Consider the following 17,419-nt stretch of genomic DNA (forward strand, 5'->3'; position numbering starts at 1 on the left):
GGACGCGAAAGAAACCCTTGGTTGGCTGTTCTTTTGCGTCCTTCGCGGGCTTTCGCGCTCTTCGCGTCCGGTCAAGTCCAGGAGATTCAACGTGATCACCCTCGCCCTCTCCAAAGGCCGCATCTTCGACGAGACCCTGCCGCTGCTGGCCGCCGCCGGCATCGAGGTGCTGGAAGACCCCGAAACCTCGCGCAAGCTCATCCTGCCGACCAACCAGGACGGCGTGCGCGTGGTGCTGGTGCGCGCCACCGACGTGCCCACCTACGTCGAATACGGCGGCGCCGATATCGGCGTGACGGGCAAGGACGTGCTGATCGAACACGGCGGCGCGGGCCTGTACCAGCCGCTCGACCTGCACATCGCCGAATGCCACATGTCCGTGGCCGCGCCCGCCGGCTTTGACTACGCCAAAGCGGTGCGCCAGGGCAGCCGCATCACCGTCGCTACCAAGTACACCACCATCGCGCGCGACTTCTTCGCCGAAAAAGGCGTGCACGTCGACCTGATCAAGCTCTACGGCAGCATGGAACTGGCCCCGCTCACCGGCATGGCCGACGCCATCGTCGACCTGGTCAGCACCGGCAAGACACTCAAGGCCAACAACCTGGTCGAAGTCGAGCACATCATGGACATCAGCTCGCGCCTGGTCGTCAACCAGGCCGCGCTCAAGCTCAAGACCCCCGCCATCCGGCGCATCATCGACGCGTTTGCCCAGGCGGTGGCGCGGCCGGCTTGACGCGCAGTTGATGGCATTTTTGATAAAATGATCTCATTGCCATCATTTCATGGACTTCTGCCGTCATGGCTTCACTCACCGTCCGCAACCTGCCCGATGAAACGCACCGCGCCTTGCGCGTGCGGGCGGCGCAGCACGGCCGCAGCACCGAGGCCGAAATCCGCGCCATCATCGAAGACGCCGTGCGCCCCGCGCGGCGCGTGAAGCTGGGCTCGTTGCTGGCTGAGATCGGGCGCGAGGCGGGCGGCGTGGAACTTGACATCCAGCGCGACCAGACGCCCGCCGAGCCCATCGATCTTTCATGATTCTGCTGGACACCAACGTCATCTCCGAGCCGCTGCGGCCGGCGGGCGATGCACGTGTGCTGGCCTGGATCGACGCGCAGGCCATCGAGACGCTGTACCTGTGCACCATCAGCCTGGCCGAGTTGCGCTTTGGCATCGCTGCCTTGCCCGAAGGGCGCCGCCGCGACGCGCTGCTGGCCAGCCTGGAGCAGCGCGTGCTGCCTTTGTTTGAAGGGCGCATCCTGAGCTTCGATGAACCTGCGGCGCGTGCCTACGCCGCGTTGCGCGCCTCGGCACGCGCTGCCGGCCGCGCCATTGCGCCGGCCCACGGCTACATCGCCGCGGTGGCGGCCGCGCATGACCTGGCGGTGGCCACGCGCGACACCGCGCCTTTCGAGGCCGCGGGACTGAAAACACTCGATCCGTGGAAACTATGAAATTAATAGCTGCACCCGCCCGTCTGTCCACCGTCGACGCCGATTTTGAACAGAAATTCAAGCAGCGCCTGCACTGGAGCGCCGAGCAGGACGACGCCATCGAGCAGCGGGTGAAGGACATCCTGGCGGACGTGCGGGCGCGCGGCGACGCGGCGGTGCTCGAATACACCGCGCGCTTCGACGGCGTGCCGGCCGCCGACATGGGCGCGCTGGAGTTGACGGCCGCCGAATTGCAGGCCGCTTTCGACAGCCTGCCTGCCGACCAGCGCGACGCCCTGACGCAGGCCGCCGCGCGCATCCGCCGCTACCACGAGTGGCAGAAGACGCAGGGCGGGCAGACCGCCACCTACCGCGACGACGACGGCACGCTGCTGGGCCAGAAGGTCACGCCGCTCGACCGCGTCGGCATCTACGTGCCGGGCGGCAAGGCGGCGTACCCGTCCAGCGTGCTGATGAATGCCCTTCCGGCGCACGTGGCGGGCGTGGGCGAGATCATCATGGTGGTGCCCACGCCCAAGGGCGAGCGCAACCCGCTGGTGCTGGCCGCCGCGCACGTGGCGGGCGTGTCGCGCGCCTTCACCGTGGGCGGCGCGCAAGCCGTGGCGGCGCTGGCCTACGGCACCGCCACCGTCCCCAAGGTCGACAAGATCACCGGCCCCGGCAACGCCTATGTGGCCAGCGCCAAGAAGCACGTGTTTGGCACCGTCGGCATCGACATGATCGCCGGGCCGTCGGAGATTCTGGTGCTGGCCGACGGCAGCACGCCGCCCGACTGGGTGGCGATGGATTTGTTCAGCCAGGCTGAGCACGACGAGCTGGCGCAGTCCATCCTGCTGTGCCCCGACGCCGCCTACATCGACGCCGTGCAGCGCGAGATCGACCGCCTGCTGCCCGACATGCCGCGCGCCGAAATCATCGCCAAGAGCCTGAGCGGCCGCGGCGCGTTGATCCTGACGCGCAGCATGGAAGAGGCGTGCGACATCAGCAACCGCATCGCGCCCGAGCACCTGGAAGTCAGCAGCCGCGACCCGCACCGCTGGGAGCCGCTGCTGCGCCACGCCGGCGCCATCTTTCTGGGCGCCTACACCAGCGAAAGCCTGGGCGACTACTGCGCCGGCCCCAACCACGTGCTGCCCACCAGCGGTACGGCGCGCTTTTCAGGGCCGCTGTCGGTGTACGACTTCCAGAAGCGGACCAGCCTGATCGAGGTCAGCGAAGCCGGCGCGCAGACGCTGGGCCGCATCGCCAGCGTGCTGGCGCATGGCGAGGGGCTGCAGGCGCATGCGCGGGCGGCGGAGCTGCGGCTCAAGGCCTGACTGCGGGACGAGCCCGCGGCAGGCTCAATGGGGGAGTATGTGGCTTCAGCGCTCGCTGAATAAGCGCTGGCGATGATGTGCAGGGGGAGTATCGGCAGCGTCTGGCAGGGGCGCTGTGATCAGAACACCCCCATCGCCACCCCCGCCGCCAGCGCCGCGCCCAGTTCTTCGGCGCGCTTCAGGTCATGAGGTGCAATGTGCTTGGGCGCCAGGATTTCCTCGGGCGTCTGCGCGCGCGTGCAGACGATGAGCGCGGGCGCGATGGGCTTCAGCCGCCAGCCGGTGGCGATGCGCTCGGTCTGGCGGGCGGCGTTGCTGCCGTCGCTGCCGGCGCAGACGATGGTGGCGTACGGCCGGCCTTCGATGCGGCCCAGCACCGGGTAGTAGCAACGGTCGAAAAAATCCTTCATCAACCCGGCGATGGCCGCCAGGTTTTCGGGCAGGGCGAACAGGTAGGCGTCGGCGGCCACCACGTCGTCGGGGCCGGCCTGCGGCGCGGTCAGCAGGCGCACCTGCACACCCGCTTCGGCCTGCGCGCCACGCACGGCGGCCTGCGCCAGTTGGGCCGAGCCGCCGGTCATGGAGTGATAGACGACCAGCAGCGTCTTCATGCGGTGCCAGTGCCGTGTCACCGATCAGATGTCGCCGGCAGCGCGCGGCCATCGGCGCGCTGCGCAAGGCGCAGGCCGCAGCCCATACCGGGCAGTATGGGCAAGGGCTGCAACGCCGCGCTGCGAGTCGAGGGCAAGCGCAGCCCGACAGATGATCGGTGACACGACACTGGTCAGCGCACCAGCTTGCGCCGCGGCAGGCCGGCCGACAGGCCCGCCAGGTTGCGGCGCTGGTCGACCCAGGTCAGGCGGCCGGTGTCAAAGCCGGCGTCGCGCGCCTGCTCCAGCAGCGTGGCGCGCGCGCCGGGGCGGGTCTGTGGGGTGCGTGACAGCAGCCACAGGTAGTCGTGCGTGGGGCCGCTGACCAGCGCGTGCTGGTAGTCGTCGTCGACGGCGAACACGATGTAGCTGGCGCGAATCGGCCAGAAGAAGCTGACCTGCAGGTGCGCGTCGGCCCCGCCGGCAATGGGCTGTGCACTGGCCTGCGCCTCACGCCAGCGGCGCAGCGCCGGGTCGAAGCCGCGGTTGGTGACCTGCACCTTGCCGCCGGCCAGCAGCCGGTAGTCGGCGGTGACGTCGGTCAGGCCGCGCTCGTAGCCGTGGTCGATGCGGGCAATCTCGTACCAGCGGCCCAGGTAGCGGGTCAGGCTGAAGGGCTGCACCGGCTCGACGCCGGGCGGCACGCCCAGGTGCTGCGCCATGCGGTACAGCGCCCAGCCGCCCGCTCCAAGCAATGCGATCGATCTCAGTTTCATCTTGGTTCAACAGCATAGCGGCCCGCGGCGCCGGCGGGCTGTAGGCGCAGGCCGCGATTTCGGTCGCCGGGAGCACGCGGCGGCGCGGCGTTTGCGCATGTTTTGGCGTTCTGGCGCTGGATGGACAAGCGCTTGCAGCTATAAAAAACGCAGCGACGCAGCGCCGCCGAGAATACGCCCATGAGCGAACATGTGGTGATCATCGGCGGTGGCGCCATCGGCAGCAGCATTGCGCGCTACCTGACCCAGCCCGAGGCGCAGGCCGCGCGCCCGTGCCGCGTGACGGTGCTGGAGCGCGACTTCAGCTACGCCCGCGCGTCGTCGGCGCTGTCGGCGTCGTCAATCCGGCAGCAGTTTTCGACCGCCATCAACATGGCGATTTCGGCCTACGGCATCGGCGTGCTGCGCGACGCGGAGCGCGAACTGGCCGTGCCGGGCGAACCGCCGCCCTGCGTGGGCCTGCACGAAGGCGGCTACCTGTACCTGGCCACGCCGGCGGGCGAGGGCGTGTTGCGCGACAACCACGCCGTGCAGCGCGCCGCCGGTGCCGACGTGGCGCTGCTGACACCCGGTGAACTGCGCGCGCGCTTTCCCTGGTTGTGCACCGACGGGCTGGCGCTGGGTTCGCTGGGCTTGTCGGGCGAGGGCTGGTTCGACGGCTACAGCCTGCTGCAGGCGTTTCGCGCCCAGGCGCGGGCGCAGGGCGCGTGCTACGTGGCGGCCGAGGCGGTCGGGTTTGAGGTCGAAAATGGGCTGTCGCGCTCGTCCATCAAGCGGATCAAGCTATCAAATGGTGAGCAAATCGACGCCGATGTGGTCGTCAACGCCGCCGGCCCCTGGGCGCGCGCGGTGGCGGGCTGGGCCGGCATCGACCTGCCGGTGTTTGCCCGCCGGCGCACCGTGTTTCATGTGACCTGCCCCGAGCCGCTGCCGCGCTGCCCGCTGCTGATCGACCCGTCCGGCATCTGGCTGCGCCCCGAAGGCACGGGCTTCATCACCGGCTTTGCGCCGCACGCCGACCAGGACGGCGACGAACTGCCGCTGGACGAGCCCGACCACCACGCCTTCGAAGACTTCGTCTGGCCCCGCCTGGCCGAGCGCATCCCCGCCTTCGAGGCGCTGCGCCTGCAGCGCACCTGGGCGGGCTATTACGAGATGAACACCTTCGACCAGAACGCCATCATCGGCCCGCACCCCGCCTGCGACAACCTGATCTTTGCCAACGGCTTTTCGGGCCACGGCCTGCAGCAGGCGCCCGCCGTGGGGCGCGGCGTGGCGGAATGGATTGCGCACGGAGGGTATCGCACGCTGGACCTGTCGCCGCTGGGCTGGGCGCGGGTGTTGGCCAATCAGCCGTTGGTCGAGAAAAACGTGATCTGACCCCGATTGTTTACACGAAATTCGTGCAACACGAATTTCGTGTACACTCGCGGGCATGAAGAACGTCACCATCACCGTGGAAGACAGCGTGCTCGAATGGGCGCGGGTGGAGGCGGCGCGGCGCGGCAGCAGTGTGTCGCGCATGGTCGGCGAGATGCTGGCCGAGAAGATGCGTCAAGAAGACGCTTACGCCCAAGCCATGCGCAACGCCCTGCGTTTTGAAACCTGGGGCGTGAGCGACGGCCCTTACCTGACCCGCGACGAGATGTATGAGCGCGCTCGTTTTCGTTGACACCAACGTATTTCTGTACACGGTCGACGCCCGTGACTTGCCCAAGCAGGCGCGTGCGCGCGAATGGGTTAGGTGGTGCTGGACGGAAGAAGTCGGGCGCATCAGCACGCAGGTGCTCAACGAGTTCTACAACAACGCCATCACCAAATTCCGCACCGTGATGCCGGTTCAGCAGGCGCGCGCGCAGGTGCGCAACCTGCGACAGTGGCAACCGCCGCACCTGGATACGTACGTCATCGACGGCGCCTGGGCGCTGCAAGACCGCTACGCGCTCAGCTATTGGGACGCGCTGATCGTCTCATCCGCCCAGCAGCAGGGTTGCCACTATCTGCTCAGCGAAGATCTGCAGCACCAGCAGCGCTTTGAAACCGTGCAAGTCATCAATCCCTTTCTGGTCCGCCCCGACGAATTGCCATCGCCCGATGAAACCTGAAACCACTGGCCCCAACCCGCTCGCCCGCATCCGCCAGGACGTGCAGTCGATGCACGCCTATGCCGTGCAGGACTCGACCGGCCTGCTGAAGATGGACGCGATGGAGAACCCGCATCGCCTGTCGCCCGCGCTGCAGGCCGAGCTGGGCCGGCGCCTGGGCGAAGTTGCCATCAACCGCTACCCCGGCGCGCGCGTGGACGAACTGCGCGCCGCGCTGCACGCGTGGGCCGCGCCGCCCGAAGGCTGGTCGCTGATGCTGGGCAACGGCTCGGACGAGCTGATCAGCCTGCTGGCGATGGCGTGCGACATTCCCGGCGCGGCCATCCTGGCGCCGATGCCCGGCTTCGTCATGTACGCCATGAGCGCGCAACTGCAGGGCCTGGCCTTCCACGGCGTGCCGCTGACGGCCGACTTTGAACTGGACGAAGCCGCCATGCTGGCCGCCATCGCGCAGCACCGGCCCGCCATCCTGTACCTGGCCTACCCCAACAACCCCACCGGCACGCTGTGGGACGCGGGCGTGATCGAGCGCCTGATCGCCGCGCAGGGCGCGCAGGGCGGCCTGGTGGTGATGGACGAGGCCTACCAGCCCTTTGCCGCGCGCAGCTGGATCGAGAACGCGCGCGCCGCGCCCGCCGCGCACCGCCACGTGCTCATCATGCGCACGCTCAGCAAGTTTGGCCTGGCGGGCGTGCGCATCGGCTACATGCTGGGCGACGCCGCGCTCGTCGCCGAAGTCGACAAGGTGCGCCCGCCCTACAACATCAGCGTGCTGAATGCAGAATGCGCGCTGTTCGCCGTCGAGCACGCCGACGTGTTTGCCGCGCAGGCGGCCGACATCCGCACGCAGCGCGCCGCGCTGATCGACGCGCTGGCCCGGCTGCCGGGCGTCACCCCGTACCCGAGCGACGCCAACATGCTGCTGGTGCGCGTGCCCGACGCAGCCCGCGCGTTCGACGGCATGCGCCAGCGCGGCGTCCTCATCAAGAACGTTTCTAGAATGCACCCGCTGCTGGCCCAATGCGTGCGCCTCACCGTCGGCACCGCCGACGAAAACGCGCAGATGCTGGCAGCCCTCGAGGCCTCGCTATGACCATGGAACCACGTACCGCCCGCGTATCACGCGACACCGCCGAAACCAGGATCACCGTCCAGCTCAACCTGGACGGCACCGGCCAGTCCCGGCTGCAGACCGGCATCGGCTTTTTTGACCACATGCTCGACCAGATCGCGCGCCACGGCCTGATCGACCTCGACGTGCAATGCGAGGGCGACCTGCACATCGACGGCCACCACACCGTCGAAGACGTGGGCATCTGCATCGGCCAGGCCGTGCGGCAGGCCGTGGGCGACAAGAAGGGCCTCACGCGCTACGGCCACAGCTATGTGCCGCTGGATGAAGCGCTGAGCCGCGTGGTGGTCGATTTTTCGGGCCGCCCCGGCCTGGTGATGGACGCGCCGTTCACCGCCGGCATGATCGGCCAGCTGGACACGCAACTCATCCACGAGTTCTTCCAGGGCTTCGTCAACCACGCGCTGGTGTCGCTGCACGTCGACAACCTGAAGGGCGTCAACGCCCACCACCAGGCCGAAACCATCTTCAAGGCCTTTGGACGCGCGCTGCGAATGGCACTGACGCCGGACCCGCGCATGGCGGGCACGATTCCGTCCACCAAGGGAACGCTTTAACTAAAATCGGCCTCCAGCGCCTGTCCATCAAGCGCTATTAGCTATGAATTTAGTAGTGAATCAAACGGTGGCCGTGGTCGATTACGGCATGGGCAACCTGCGCTCGGTGGCGCAGGCAGTGATCCATGCCACCACCGACACGCGCGTGCAGGCGGTCATCACGGCCGACCCGCACGTGGTGCGCGCCGCCAGCCGCGTGGTGTTGCCGGGGCAGGGCGCCATGGCCGACTGCATGCGTGAACTGCGCGAATCCGGCTTGCTCGAATCGGTGCTGGAGGCAGCGGCTACGAAGCCGCTGTTCGGCGTGTGCGTGGGCATGCAAATGCTGCTGGACCACAGCGCCGAGGGCCGCACGGCCGACGGCACGCCGGGCCTGGGGCTGATCGGTGGCGAAGTGCTGAAATTTGATTGCGCGGGTCAAACCGCGCCCGACGGCAGCCGCTACAAGGTGCCGCAGATGGGCTGGAACCGCGTGCACCAGAGCCGCCCGCACCCGGTGTGGGGCGACGTGGCCGATGGCGCGTGGTTCTACTTCGTGCACAGCTTCTACGCCCGCCCGCGGGATGCGCGCCACAGCGTGGGCGAAACCGACTTTGGCGGCCGCTTTACCTCGGCCGTGGCGCGCGATAATATTTTTGCCACCCAGTTTCACCCCGAAAAAAGTGCCGACCAGGGCCTGGCCCTGTACCGCAACTTCCTGCACTGGAACCCCTGAAGAGGTTCGGCGTTGAGCGTTCAACGTTCAGCGTGAGTGCGACTTTCATTGCCAACGCTTGAGGCTCCATCGGTATGTTGTTGATTCCCGCCATCGACTTGAAAGACGGCCACTGCGTGCGCCTGAAACAGGGCGACATGGACCAGGTCACCACCTTCAGCGAGTCGCCCGCCGACATGGGCGCGCACTGGCTGGCACAGGGCGCGCGGCGCCTGCACCTGGTCGATTTGAACGGCGCCTTTGCCGGCAAGCCGCAGAACCTTTCGGCCATCAAGGCCATCCTGGCCGCCGTGGGCGACGACATTCCGGTGCAGCTGGGCGGCGGCATCCGCGACCTGGACACCATCGAAAAATACATCGACGCCGGCATCTCCTACGTCATCATCGGCACCGCGGCGGTGAAGAACCCGGGCTTCCTGAAGGACGCGTGCACCGCATTCGGCGGCCACGTCATCGTCGGCCTGGATGCCAAGGACGGCAAGGTGGCGACCGACGGCTGGAGCAAGCTGACCGGGCATGAAGTGGTTGACCTGGCCCGCAAGTTCCAGGACTGGGGCGTCGAATCCATCATCTACACCGACATCGGGCGCGACGGCATGCTCAGCGGCATCAACGTCGACGCCACGGTCAAGCTGGCGCAGGCGCTGACGATTCCCGTCATCGCCTCGGGCGGCCTCAGCAACATGGCCGACATCGAGGCGCTGTGCGCGGTCGAAAGCGAAGGCGTGCAAGGCGTCATCTGCGGGCGCGCCATCTATTCGGGCGACCTCGACTTCGCCCAGGCGCAGGCCCGCGCCGACGAACTGAACGGTTGAGCGGCGCGGCGCCGCGCGCGCCGGGTCCAGTACTTGAAAGCCGCGTCTTCAAGACGCGCCTTTGGCTGACGTGCAGCGCGCCGGCGCGCTGGAACAATGCCGTCACCATGAACCTTGCCAGCCTGTTCGGCGGCCTTGCCGACCATACTCTTGAGTTGCCCACGGGCGATCGCGTTTCCGTTTCGTCTCACGGCGGCCAGGTGCTGCACTGGCGCGTGGACGATGGCGAGGAACTGCTGTACCTCAGCCCCGCCGCATCGGCGTCGGACGGGCAGGCGATTCGCGGCGGCATCCCGGTCTGCTGGCCCCAGTTCAACATGCGCGGGCCGTTGCCCAAGCACGGCTTTGCGCGCCATGCCACGTGGCGGCTGCATGGCCGCGACGACACCAGCCTGCTGCTGGAACTGACACCCGCCGATCTGACCGAGGCCGAGCGTGCCGCCTGGCCGCACGAATTTCAGCTGCGCCAGAAGATCGACCTGGCGCCGGGGCAGCTCACCGTGACGCTGGATGTCAGCAACCTGGGCCAGGCGCCGTTCAGCTTCACCACCGCGCTGCACAGCTACCTGCGCGTGGCGGACGTGGCGCAGGCCCAGCTGAGCGGGCTCGAACGCACCCTGATGTCGGACGGGCAGGCCGCCACCCGCAGCCCTTTCCAGCCTCCGCGCTTCGGCGCCGCGGTGGACCGCGTCCACCACGTGCCGCCCCCCGCCGCTGACGACACCTTCCATGAGTTGCAGTGGACCCTGACCACGCCGGCGCGCACGCTCACGCTGCGCCAGAGCGACACGCTGCCCGATGTGGTGGTGTGGAACCCGGGACCGGACGCGGGCATCGCCGACTTGGCTGAAGACGAATGGCGCCAGTTTGTGTGTGTGGAGGCGGCGGCCGTGGACGTGCCGGTGACGCTGGCGCCCGGTGCGGAGTGGATTGGCTGGCAGGCGATCACGTTGCAGAGATGACCGCCTGTGCCGCTGGCGCAGCTTCCCCCAAAGGGGCACGACGCCAGTGGCCGGGCCAAGCCCGTTCCACGGCGTCCTGACACGGCCTGCTGCGCGGCCTTTCGTTTTTGAACGGGCGCTCGACGGAAGGCGTAGTCAGCGAATCAATTGCACGCGCACGCCGATGGCCGCCGCGTCCAAATCCGCCCAGGCGCGGTCGGCGGTCACCGCCACGCCCTGCATGCCGCGCGCCAGCGCCAGACAGGCGCGGTCGCCCAGCGACAGGCCGTACTCACGCGTGATCGCACGCAGCGCGGCGCAGGCGGTCGCTTGTTCGGCGTCGAAGTCGATCACATCCAGACTGAATTGCGACAGGCCACGAGACAATTCGCGCTCGGGCAGGCCGAAGTCGATCAGCTTGGTGCCCACCTCGGCCAGGTTCACGCTGCTGATGACGCACTCGTTCGAGAGCAGCAGGTCCATGGCGGCCTCCGCACCCGGCTCGCCCTTGCTGATGGCGATCAGCACAGAGGAGTCAATGACGTGCATCACTCGCGACTTTCGCGCGCGGCCTCGGCCCGGCGCTCGGCGATGAACTCATCGGTCAGGCTGCGCCCCGGCGTCGGGGGAAGATGGCTGTCAAAATAGGCGCGCAGCTTGGCGTAGCGCTGCGACGCGGGGGTGAGGATCAGGCTGCCGTCCTTGACCTCCACGTGCACGCGGCTGCCGGGCTTGAAGCCCAGTTGCTCGCGCAGCGCTGCCGGAATCAGCACGCGGCCGTTGTCGGAAATGGCAAGGCTGGTCATGAATGCCTCCATAGGTCAGAAATTTAATTCTGACAGATAAACCGAAATTGTCAAAAAACCCAATGCTTGCCAAACGCATCATCCCCTGTCTGGACGTCACCGGCGGCCGCGTCGTCAAGGGCGTCAATTTCGTCGAACTGCGCGACGCCGGCGACCCGGTCGAAATTGCCGCGCGCTATAACGAGCAGGGCGCGGACGAACTCACCTTCCTCGACATCACCGCCACCAGCGACGGGCGCGACGTGATCCTGCACATCATCGAGGCGGTGGCCAGCCAGGTGTTTATCCCGCTCACGGTGGGCGGCGGCGTGCGCACGGTGGACGACGTGCGGCGCCTGCTGAACGCCGGGGCCGACAAGACCAGCTTCAACTCGGCCGCCATTGCCAACCCGCAGGTGATTCGCGACGCGTCGGCCAAGTACGGCTCGCAGTGCATCGTGGTGGCGATTGACGCCAAGCGTCGCTTTGGCGACGACCTGATGGCGCGCGGCGAGGGCTGGGACGTGTACAGCCATGGCGGCCGCAAGAACACCGGGCTCGACGCCATCGAATGGGCCAAGCAGATGGCCGAGCACGGCGCTGGCGAAATTCTGCTGACCAGCATGGACAAGGACGGCACCAAGAGCGGCTTCGACCTGGAGCTGACTCGCACCGTGGCCGAGGCCGTGACGGTGCCCGTGATCGCCTCGGGCGGCGTGGGCAACCTGGACCATCTGGCCGACGGCGTGCAATACGGCCTGGCCGATGCCGTGCTGGCGGCCAGCATCTTTCACTACGGCGAATACACGGTGGCGCAGGCCAAGCAGCGCATGGCCGAGCGCGGCATCACGGTTCGGCGCTGATGGTTTTTAAGTCTAATCGGCCGCTGGCGCTTGACCAGACTGCGCTGATAGCTATTAAAATAAGAGCAAACTTTCTTGCCGCAGCGCAACCGCCTGCGCCTTTTTTTGGTGCATCATTGACCGTTTGGTTCACAGTCCACCTTGCAAGGAGCCCGTTGAGTGAGCGCCACCAGCCTTGAAGAATTTCTGAGTGCCGTGCAGCGGCGCGATCCGCAGCAGCCCGAGTTCCTGCAAGCCGTGCGCGAAGTGATGACCTCGCTGTGGCCGTTTCTCGACCGGCACCCGCGCTACCGCGAACACGGTCTGCTGGAGCGCCTGGTCGAACCCGACCGCGTGATCCAGTTCCGCGTGGCCTGGGTGGATGACAAGGGGCAGACGCAGGTCAACCGCGCCTTCCGCGTGCAGCACAGCATGGCCATCGGCCCGTACAAGGGCGGCATGCGCTTTCACCCCAGCGTGAACCTGTCGATCCTCAAATTTTTGGGCTTCGAGCAGACGCTGAAGAACGCGCTGACCACGTTGCCCATGGGCGGCGGCAAGGGCGGCAGCGACTTCGACCCCAAGGGCAAGAGCGATGGCGAGGTGATGCGCTTTTGCCAGGCGCTGATGACCGAGCTGTACCGCCACCTGGGCGCCGACACCGACGTGCCCGCGGGCGACATCGGCGTGGGCGCGCGCGAAGTCGGCTTCATGGCCGGCATGATGAAAAAGCTGGGCAACAACGCCAGCAGCGTCTTTACCGGCAAGGGCATCGCCTATGGCGGCAGCCTGATGCGGCCCGAGGCCACGGGCTACGGCACGGTGTACTTTGCGCAGGAAATGCTGCGCCGCCGCCAGATGGGCTTCGAGGGCCGCAGCGTCAGCATCTCGGGCTCGGGCAACGTGGCGCAGTACGCCGCCGTCAAGTCGCTGGAGCTGGGCGCCAAGGTGGTCACGCTGTCCGATTCCGAAGGCACGCTGGTGTGCGAAGGTGGCATGACCGAAGGGCTGCTGAAGGACGTGATGGACTTCAAGAACGTGCAGCGCGGCCGCCTGAAGGACTTCGCCAAGCAGCACAAGCTGAAATTTGAATCCGGCAAGCGCCCATGGCACGTGCCGGTCGACATCGCCTTGCCCTGCGCCACGCAGAACGAGCTGGACGCCAAGGACGCCAAGCACCTGATCACCAACGGCGTGGTCTGCGTGGCCGAAGGCGCCAACATGCCCAGCACGCTGGAGGCGGTCGACCTGTTCCTGGAAGCCGGCACGCTGTACGCGCCCGGCAAGGCCAGCAATGCCGGCGGCGTGGCCACGTCGGGCCTGGAAATGAGCCAGAACGCCATGCGCCTGTCGTGGACGCACAGCGAAGTGGACCTGCGCCTGCACGAGATCATGAAGGACATCCACGGCAACTGCGTGCGCCACGGCGAGCGCAGCGACGGCACGGTGAACTACGTCGAAGGCGCCAACATCGCCGGCTTCGTGAAGATTGCCGACGCCATGCTGGCGCAGGGCGTGCTCTGACCCCCAGGCTCCACGGGCTGCGTCCTGTTTCGCCACCCCCTCAAGGGGCATCACCGACGGCCGGCACAAGCCAGGCCGTGGTGATCTGGCAGGGCCGGCTGCGCGGCCGTTCGGTCGCTGATTTGAGCGAAATTGGCCTCCAGCGCTTGATGGACAAGCGCTAGCAGCTATCAAAATAGTAGTTTCAGAGCACTTGCGCGAATCCCCGACAATCCTTCCATGAACTGGCTGGACGAAGTCAAATGGGATGCGCAGGGGCTGGTGCCCGTGATCGCGCAGGAGCAGGGCACGGGCGACGTGCTGATGTTCGCGTGGATGAACCGCGAGGCGCTGGCCAGGACGGCCGAGCTGGGCCGCGCGGTGTATTTCAGCCGCTCGCGCGGCAAACTGTGGTTCAAGGGCGAGGAATCGGGCCACGTGCAGCGGGTGCACGACATCCGCATCGACTGCGACGCCGACGTGGTGCTGCTGAAAGTCACCCAGCTGGGGCACGACCCCGGCATTGCCTGCCACACCGGGCGCCACAGCTGCTTTTTCAGCGTGCTGAAGGACGGCGCGTGGCACGTGGTGGAGCCGGTCTTGAAAGACCCGGAATCGATCTACAAATAACGCGTATGCCTTCTGAAGACACCCTGGCGCGGCTGACGGCCGTCATCGAAAGCCGCAAGCCCTCGGCCGGCGGCGATCCGGAAAAGAGCTATGTGGCGCGCTTGCTGCACAAGGGGCCGGACGCGTTCCTCAAGAAAATTGGCGAGGAAGCCACCGAAGTCGTGATGGCGGCCAAGGACGCCGACCACGGCGGCGCGCGCGACAAGGTCGTGGCCGAGATGGCCGACCTGTGGTTCCACGGCATGGTGGCGCTGGCGCACTACGGCCTGTCCGCCGCCGACGTGGTGGCGGAACTGGCGCGCCGCGAGGGACTCTCAGGCATCGAGGAAAAGGCGCTGCGCAAGGTGCGCGAGCGCGAAGCGGAATGACCCGACACGCAACGAAAGGAGCCGGATCGTGAGCAACAACGACGTCATCGACGTGGAACCCATCGGCGCACGCGGCAAGGGGCGCGGCCCGGCGCCGGCCGATTCGCTCAAGACCTGGGGCTGGGTGAGCTACATCCTGCACCTGATCGTGGCCGTGGCCGCGGTGGTGCCGGGCGCGCAGGTCAGCGTGGCGCTGCTCATCATTGCGCTGGTGATGGACCTGGTGAAAAAGGACGAAGCCGCCGGCACCTGGCAGGAAAGCCACTTCAAGTGGCGCATCAGCTCGGTGCTGTGGGCCGGCGTGCTGTACGTGGTGACCTTCCCGTTCTTCCTGCTGGGGCTGTTCCTGTTCAACCCGGCTTGGGTGATCATCTCGATCTGGTTCCTGTACCGCATCGTCAAGGGCATGGTGCGCATGAACGCCGGGCGCCCGGTGACCGGCTGATGCGCGGCTGAGCCGCGCCGCCCGCGAACGACGTCCGCATAATCGGCGCATGGCAAAAAACGGCAACGGGCGCACCAGCGGCAAGACCCTCAACCTCGCGCTGCAGGGCGGCGGCTCGCACGGGGCCTTTACCTGGGGCGTGCTCGACGCGCTGCTGGAAGACGGCCGCCTGCGCTTTGAAGGCGCCAGCGGCACCAGCGCCGGCGCCATGAACGCGGTGGTGCTGGCGCACGCGCTGGCCCGCGCGCACGAAGACGGCCTGAAGCCCGGCGACGCGCGCGAATCCGCCCGGGCCGCGCTGTCGCGCTTCTGGGACGGCGTGGGCGTCATGGGCAGCTTCATGACCGGCCTGCCGCTGGCGGGCGTGCAGATGCTGGGCCCGTGGTTCGCGCAGTGGATTTCGCCCTACCAGGCCAACCCATTCGGCGTGAACCCGCTGCGCGAGCTGCTGCGGCGCGAAATCGACTTCGACCTGGTGGCGCGGCAGCGGCAGATCAAGCTGTTCATCACGGCCACCAACATCCGCACCGGGCGCGGCGACATCTTCAGCGGCGCCCAGGTGTCGGCCGACGCCGTGATGGCCTCGGCCTGCCTGCCGTCGCTGTACCAGGCCGTGCAGGTGGGCGACGAGTTCTACTGGGACGGCGGCTATTCGGGCAACCCGGCGATCTATCCGCTGATCTACGAAACCCGCAGCGCCGACATGCTGCTGGTGCAGATCAACCCGATCGAGTCGCCCTACAAGCCCGGCGCCAGCGCGCCCGAGATCATGGAGCGCGTGAACGAGATCACCTTCAACGCGCCGCTGCTGGCCGAGATGCGCGCCATGGAATTCGTCAGCCGCCTGCTGGCCGAGGGGCGCCTGGACCCGGCGCGCTACAAGGACGTGCTGCTGCACCGCGTGGACGGCGGCGCGGCGCTGGCCGAATTCGGCGCCGCCAGCAAGGCGCGCGCCGACGTGGCGTTTCTGCGCCGCCTGTTCCAGCTGGGGCGCGAGGCCGCAGCCGCCTGGCTGCAGGCGCACTTCGACGACGTCGGCGTGCGCTCCAGCGTCGAAAAGGTCAGCCGCGCCAAGATTCAACCTGCCGAGAAAGCCAAGCCATGAGTTCTCACGCCCACGACCCGAACTGCATCTTCTGCAAGATCGTCGCCGGCCAGATTCCGTCAAAGAAGGTCTACGAAGACGATGAGCTGTTTGCCTTCCACGACATCCATCCCTGGGCGCCGGTGCACTTTCTCATCGTGCCCAAGGCGCACATCGTGTCGATGGCGCACGTGGGTCCCGAGCACGAGGCGCTGCTGGGCCGCCTCATGGCGCTGGCGCCGCGGCTGGCGCTGGAGCAGGGCTGCAGCCCCTACCCGGACGGCGGCTACCGCATCGTCGTCAACACCGGCGCCGAAGGCGGGCAGGAAGTGCACCACCTGCACGTGCACGTGATGGGCGGCCCGCGGCCGTGGGTGAAGGGTTGAGCTTCGCGCCGCGGCGGGATTGCGGGGCGGGGGAACCTGCGGTCACGCCCGCCGTCTAAAATGACTCGAACGGTGCGCATCGAGCCGCGCCAAGGAGAATGACATGGGTAGTTTTTCCATTTGGCACTGGCTGATCGTGCTGTTGATCGTGGTGATGATTTTCGGCACCAAGAAGCTGAAGAACATCGGCACCGACCTGGGCGGCGCCGTCAAGGGCTTCAAGGACGGCATGAAGGAAGGTTCTTCCGAAGCCGACAAGGCCCCTGCCGGCCAGGTGACCAACACGGCCACCGCCGCCAAGGAAACCATTGACGTGCAGGCCAAGGAAAAAACCTGACGGTTTTTCCGGTTGAGCGTTCGACGTCCGGCGTTGAGCGTGATGCAGGCGGTTTTCGCCGAACGCTCAACGCTTAACGCTCAACCACTCCATGCTGGACCTCGGTATTTCGAAGATGGCGCTGATCGGCGCCGTCGCGCTGATCGTCATCGGCCCCGAAAAGCTGCCGCGCGTGGCCCGCACGGTCGGCACGCTGCTGGGCAAGGCGCAACGCTACGTGGCCGACGTCAAGGCCGAGGTCAACCGGGCGATGGACCTCGACGAACTCAAGAAGATGAAGGAGTCGGTGGAAGAGGCCGGCCGCGAGGTCGAAAAAGGCATCTATTCCACCAAGGCCGACTTCGAAAAAGACTGGAGCAGCGTGACCGCCGGCCTGGACGGCAGCGCTGCCACGTCGTCGGGTGACGCCACCCCCCCCCGCGTGGGAGCCACCGCCGCCCGAATACCGCCGCCCGGACAAGAACTGGCGCCTCAAGCGCGGCGCCACGCCGCAGTGGTACAAGGCGCGCCAGGGCGTGCGGCGGCAGGTGCAGTCGGGCGCGGCGCGCGTGGCGCGCTTCCGGCCCCGTAAGCCGGGCGCTTGAAAGCTGCCGGGCCAGCGCGCTGGCGCGGCGCGTCGGCGACAATCGCTGCTT

24 protein-coding genes and 1 pseudogene are annotated in these 17,419 nt (G+C 67.4%); 21 read left to right on the plus strand and 4 right to left on the minus strand.

Going from position 1 to position 17,419, the window contains the following annotated elements; all coding sequences use genetic code 11:
• The first annotated feature begins 91 nt into the window (after positions 1-91).
• The 4 genes from hisG (at position 92) to hisD (ending at position 2,773) form a co-directional block, all read left to right on the plus strand.
• Positions 92-736 (plus strand): ATP phosphoribosyltransferase, encoded by a 645-nt coding sequence (hisG, locus tag R0D99_RS03465; RefSeq protein ID WP_317749990.1) that lies wholly within the window; start codon positions 92-94, stop codon positions 734-736.
• 65 nt (positions 737-801) lie between these two features.
• The gene (locus R0D99_RS03470; protein ID WP_317749992.1) at positions 802-1,041 is read left to right on the plus strand and encodes a FitA-like ribbon-helix-helix domain-containing protein; all 240 of its coding nucleotides are present in this window, start codon (positions 802-804) and stop codon (positions 1,039-1,041) included.
• A complete protein-coding gene (locus R0D99_RS03475; RefSeq protein WP_317749993.1) occupies positions 1,038-1,457 on the plus strand; it encodes a PIN domain-containing protein in 420 nt (139 codons plus the stop codon). Before R0D99_RS03470 ends, R0D99_RS03475 begins: the two co-directional genes overlap by 4 nt.
• Positions 1,454-2,773, plus strand: coding sequence for a histidinol dehydrogenase (gene hisD / locus R0D99_RS03480; protein WP_317750988.1), 1,320 nt, complete (start codon positions 1,454-1,456; stop codon positions 2,771-2,773). The genes R0D99_RS03475 and hisD overlap by 4 nt, the downstream gene beginning before the upstream one ends.
• A gap of 119 nt (positions 2,774-2,892) precedes the next feature.
• Here the strand turns inward: hisD and R0D99_RS03485 are convergent, their stop codons facing one another.
• Together R0D99_RS03485 and R0D99_RS03490 are read right to left on the minus strand one after the other, a co-directional pair.
• Positions 2,893-3,384 (minus strand): flavodoxin family protein, encoded by a 492-nt coding sequence (locus R0D99_RS03485; protein WP_317749994.1) that lies wholly within the window; start codon positions 3,382-3,384, stop codon positions 2,893-2,895.
• 173 nt (positions 3,385-3,557) lie between these two features.
• On the minus strand, positions 3,558-4,139 hold the full coding sequence (locus R0D99_RS03490) for a lipocalin family protein (RefSeq protein ID WP_317749995.1): 582 nt from the start codon (positions 4,137-4,139) through the stop codon (positions 3,558-3,560).
• Between the two features lie 180 nt (positions 4,140-4,319).
• Between R0D99_RS03490 and R0D99_RS03495 the strand changes: the two genes are divergently transcribed.
• The 8 genes from R0D99_RS03495 (at position 4,320) to R0D99_RS03530 (ending at position 10,425) form a co-directional block, all read left to right on the plus strand.
• Positions 4,320-5,519: an FAD-binding oxidoreductase gene (locus R0D99_RS03495; protein ID WP_317749996.1), complete on the plus strand. Its 1,200-nt coding sequence runs from the start codon at positions 4,320-4,322 to the stop codon at positions 5,517-5,519.
• Positions 5,520-5,574: 55 nt separating this feature from the next.
• The gene (locus R0D99_RS03500) at positions 5,575-5,811 is read left to right on the plus strand and encodes a CopG family transcriptional regulator (protein WP_317749997.1); all 237 of its coding nucleotides are present in this window, start codon (positions 5,575-5,577) and stop codon (positions 5,809-5,811) included.
• Positions 5,789-6,244 carry a PIN domain-containing protein gene (locus R0D99_RS03505; RefSeq protein WP_317749998.1) on the plus strand — a complete coding sequence of 152 codons (456 nt, stop codon included), beginning with the start codon at positions 5,789-5,791 and terminating at the stop codon, positions 6,242-6,244. Before R0D99_RS03500 ends, R0D99_RS03505 begins: the two co-directional genes overlap by 23 nt.
• Positions 6,234-7,337, plus strand: coding sequence for a histidinol-phosphate transaminase (gene hisC / locus R0D99_RS03510; RefSeq protein ID WP_317749999.1), 1,104 nt, complete (start codon positions 6,234-6,236; stop codon positions 7,335-7,337). The genes R0D99_RS03505 and hisC overlap by 11 nt, the downstream gene beginning before the upstream one ends.
• Before the next feature lie 2 nt (positions 7,338-7,339).
• On the plus strand, positions 7,340-7,933 hold the full coding sequence (gene hisB, locus R0D99_RS03515) for an imidazoleglycerol-phosphate dehydratase HisB (protein WP_317750000.1): 594 nt from the start codon (positions 7,340-7,342) through the stop codon (positions 7,931-7,933).
• 43 nt (positions 7,934-7,976) lie between these two features.
• Positions 7,977-8,648 carry an imidazole glycerol phosphate synthase subunit HisH gene (gene hisH, locus R0D99_RS03520; protein ID WP_317750001.1) on the plus strand — a complete coding sequence of 224 codons (672 nt, stop codon included), beginning with the start codon at positions 7,977-7,979 and terminating at the stop codon, positions 8,646-8,648.
• A gap of 74 nt (positions 8,649-8,722) precedes the next feature.
• The gene (gene hisA / locus R0D99_RS03525) at positions 8,723-9,463 is read left to right on the plus strand and encodes a 1-(5-phosphoribosyl)-5-[(5-phosphoribosylamino)methylideneamino]imidazole-4-carboxamide isomerase (protein ID WP_317750002.1); all 741 of its coding nucleotides are present in this window, start codon (positions 8,723-8,725) and stop codon (positions 9,461-9,463) included.
• A 107-nt stretch (positions 9,464-9,570) separates the two neighbouring features.
• Entirely contained in the window at positions 9,571-10,425 is an 855-nt protein-coding gene (locus R0D99_RS03530; RefSeq protein WP_317750003.1) for a D-hexose-6-phosphate mutarotase, read from the plus strand.
• A gap of 135 nt (positions 10,426-10,560) precedes the next feature.
• Here R0D99_RS03530 and R0D99_RS03535 read toward each other — a convergent pair whose 3' ends face one another.
• Positions 10,561-10,953, minus strand: coding sequence for a type II toxin-antitoxin system VapC family toxin (locus tag R0D99_RS03535; RefSeq protein ID WP_317750004.1), 393 nt, complete (start codon positions 10,951-10,953; stop codon positions 10,561-10,563).
• Positions 10,953-11,210, minus strand: coding sequence for an AbrB/MazE/SpoVT family DNA-binding domain-containing protein (locus R0D99_RS03540; protein ID WP_317750005.1), 258 nt, complete (start codon positions 11,208-11,210; stop codon positions 10,953-10,955). The genes R0D99_RS03535 and R0D99_RS03540 overlap by 1 nt, the downstream gene beginning before the upstream one ends.
• 62 nt (positions 11,211-11,272) lie before the next feature.
• On the opposite strand from R0D99_RS03540, the gene hisF reads away from it, so the two are divergent.
• The 9 genes and pseudogenes from hisF to tatB all read left to right on the plus strand — a co-directional run bounded on the left by hisF (position 11,273) and on the right by tatB (position 17,368).
• On the plus strand, positions 11,273-12,052 hold the full coding sequence (gene hisF / locus R0D99_RS03545) for an imidazole glycerol phosphate synthase subunit HisF (protein WP_317750006.1): 780 nt from the start codon (positions 11,273-11,275) through the stop codon (positions 12,050-12,052).
• A 159-nt stretch (positions 12,053-12,211) separates the two neighbouring features.
• A complete protein-coding gene (gene gdhA, locus R0D99_RS03550) occupies positions 12,212-13,555 on the plus strand; it encodes an NADP-specific glutamate dehydrogenase (protein WP_317750007.1) in 1,344 nt (447 codons plus the stop codon).
• 219 nt (positions 13,556-13,774) lie between these two features.
• Entirely contained in the window at positions 13,775-14,164 is a 390-nt protein-coding gene (gene hisI / locus R0D99_RS03555; RefSeq protein ID WP_317750008.1) for a phosphoribosyl-AMP cyclohydrolase, read from the plus strand.
• Between the two features lie 5 nt (positions 14,165-14,169).
• Entirely contained in the window at positions 14,170-14,532 is a 363-nt protein-coding gene (locus tag R0D99_RS03560) for a phosphoribosyl-ATP diphosphatase (RefSeq protein ID WP_317750009.1), read from the plus strand.
• A 28-nt stretch (positions 14,533-14,560) separates the two neighbouring features.
• Positions 14,561-14,977, plus strand: coding sequence for a DUF4870 family protein (locus tag R0D99_RS03565; RefSeq protein ID WP_416365963.1), 417 nt, complete (start codon positions 14,561-14,563; stop codon positions 14,975-14,977).
• A 49-nt stretch (positions 14,978-15,026) separates the two neighbouring features.
• Positions 15,027-16,082 (plus strand): patatin-like phospholipase family protein, encoded by a 1,056-nt coding sequence (locus R0D99_RS03570; protein ID WP_317750010.1) that lies wholly within the window; start codon positions 15,027-15,029, stop codon positions 16,080-16,082.
• The gene (locus tag R0D99_RS03575) at positions 16,079-16,447 is read left to right on the plus strand and encodes a histidine triad nucleotide-binding protein (protein WP_317750011.1); all 369 of its coding nucleotides are present in this window, start codon (positions 16,079-16,081) and stop codon (positions 16,445-16,447) included. The genes R0D99_RS03570 and R0D99_RS03575 overlap by 4 nt, the downstream gene beginning before the upstream one ends.
• Positions 16,448-16,550: 103 nt before the next feature.
• Complete coding sequence (gene tatA, locus R0D99_RS03580; protein ID WP_317750012.1) at positions 16,551-16,784, plus strand: Sec-independent protein translocase subunit TatA; 234 nt, start codon at positions 16,551-16,553, stop codon at positions 16,782-16,784.
• Positions 16,785-16,875: 91 nt separating this feature from the next.
• Positions 16,876-17,368 (plus strand): annotated as a pseudogene (tatB, locus tag R0D99_RS03585) (Sec-independent protein translocase protein TatB).
• Positions 17,369-17,419: the final 51 nt, after the last annotated feature.

Source organism: Ottowia sp. SB7-C50 (assembly GCF_033110285.1).
In the GTDB taxonomy this organism is placed as follows: domain Bacteria; phylum Pseudomonadota; class Gammaproteobacteria; order Burkholderiales; family Burkholderiaceae_C; genus Ottowia.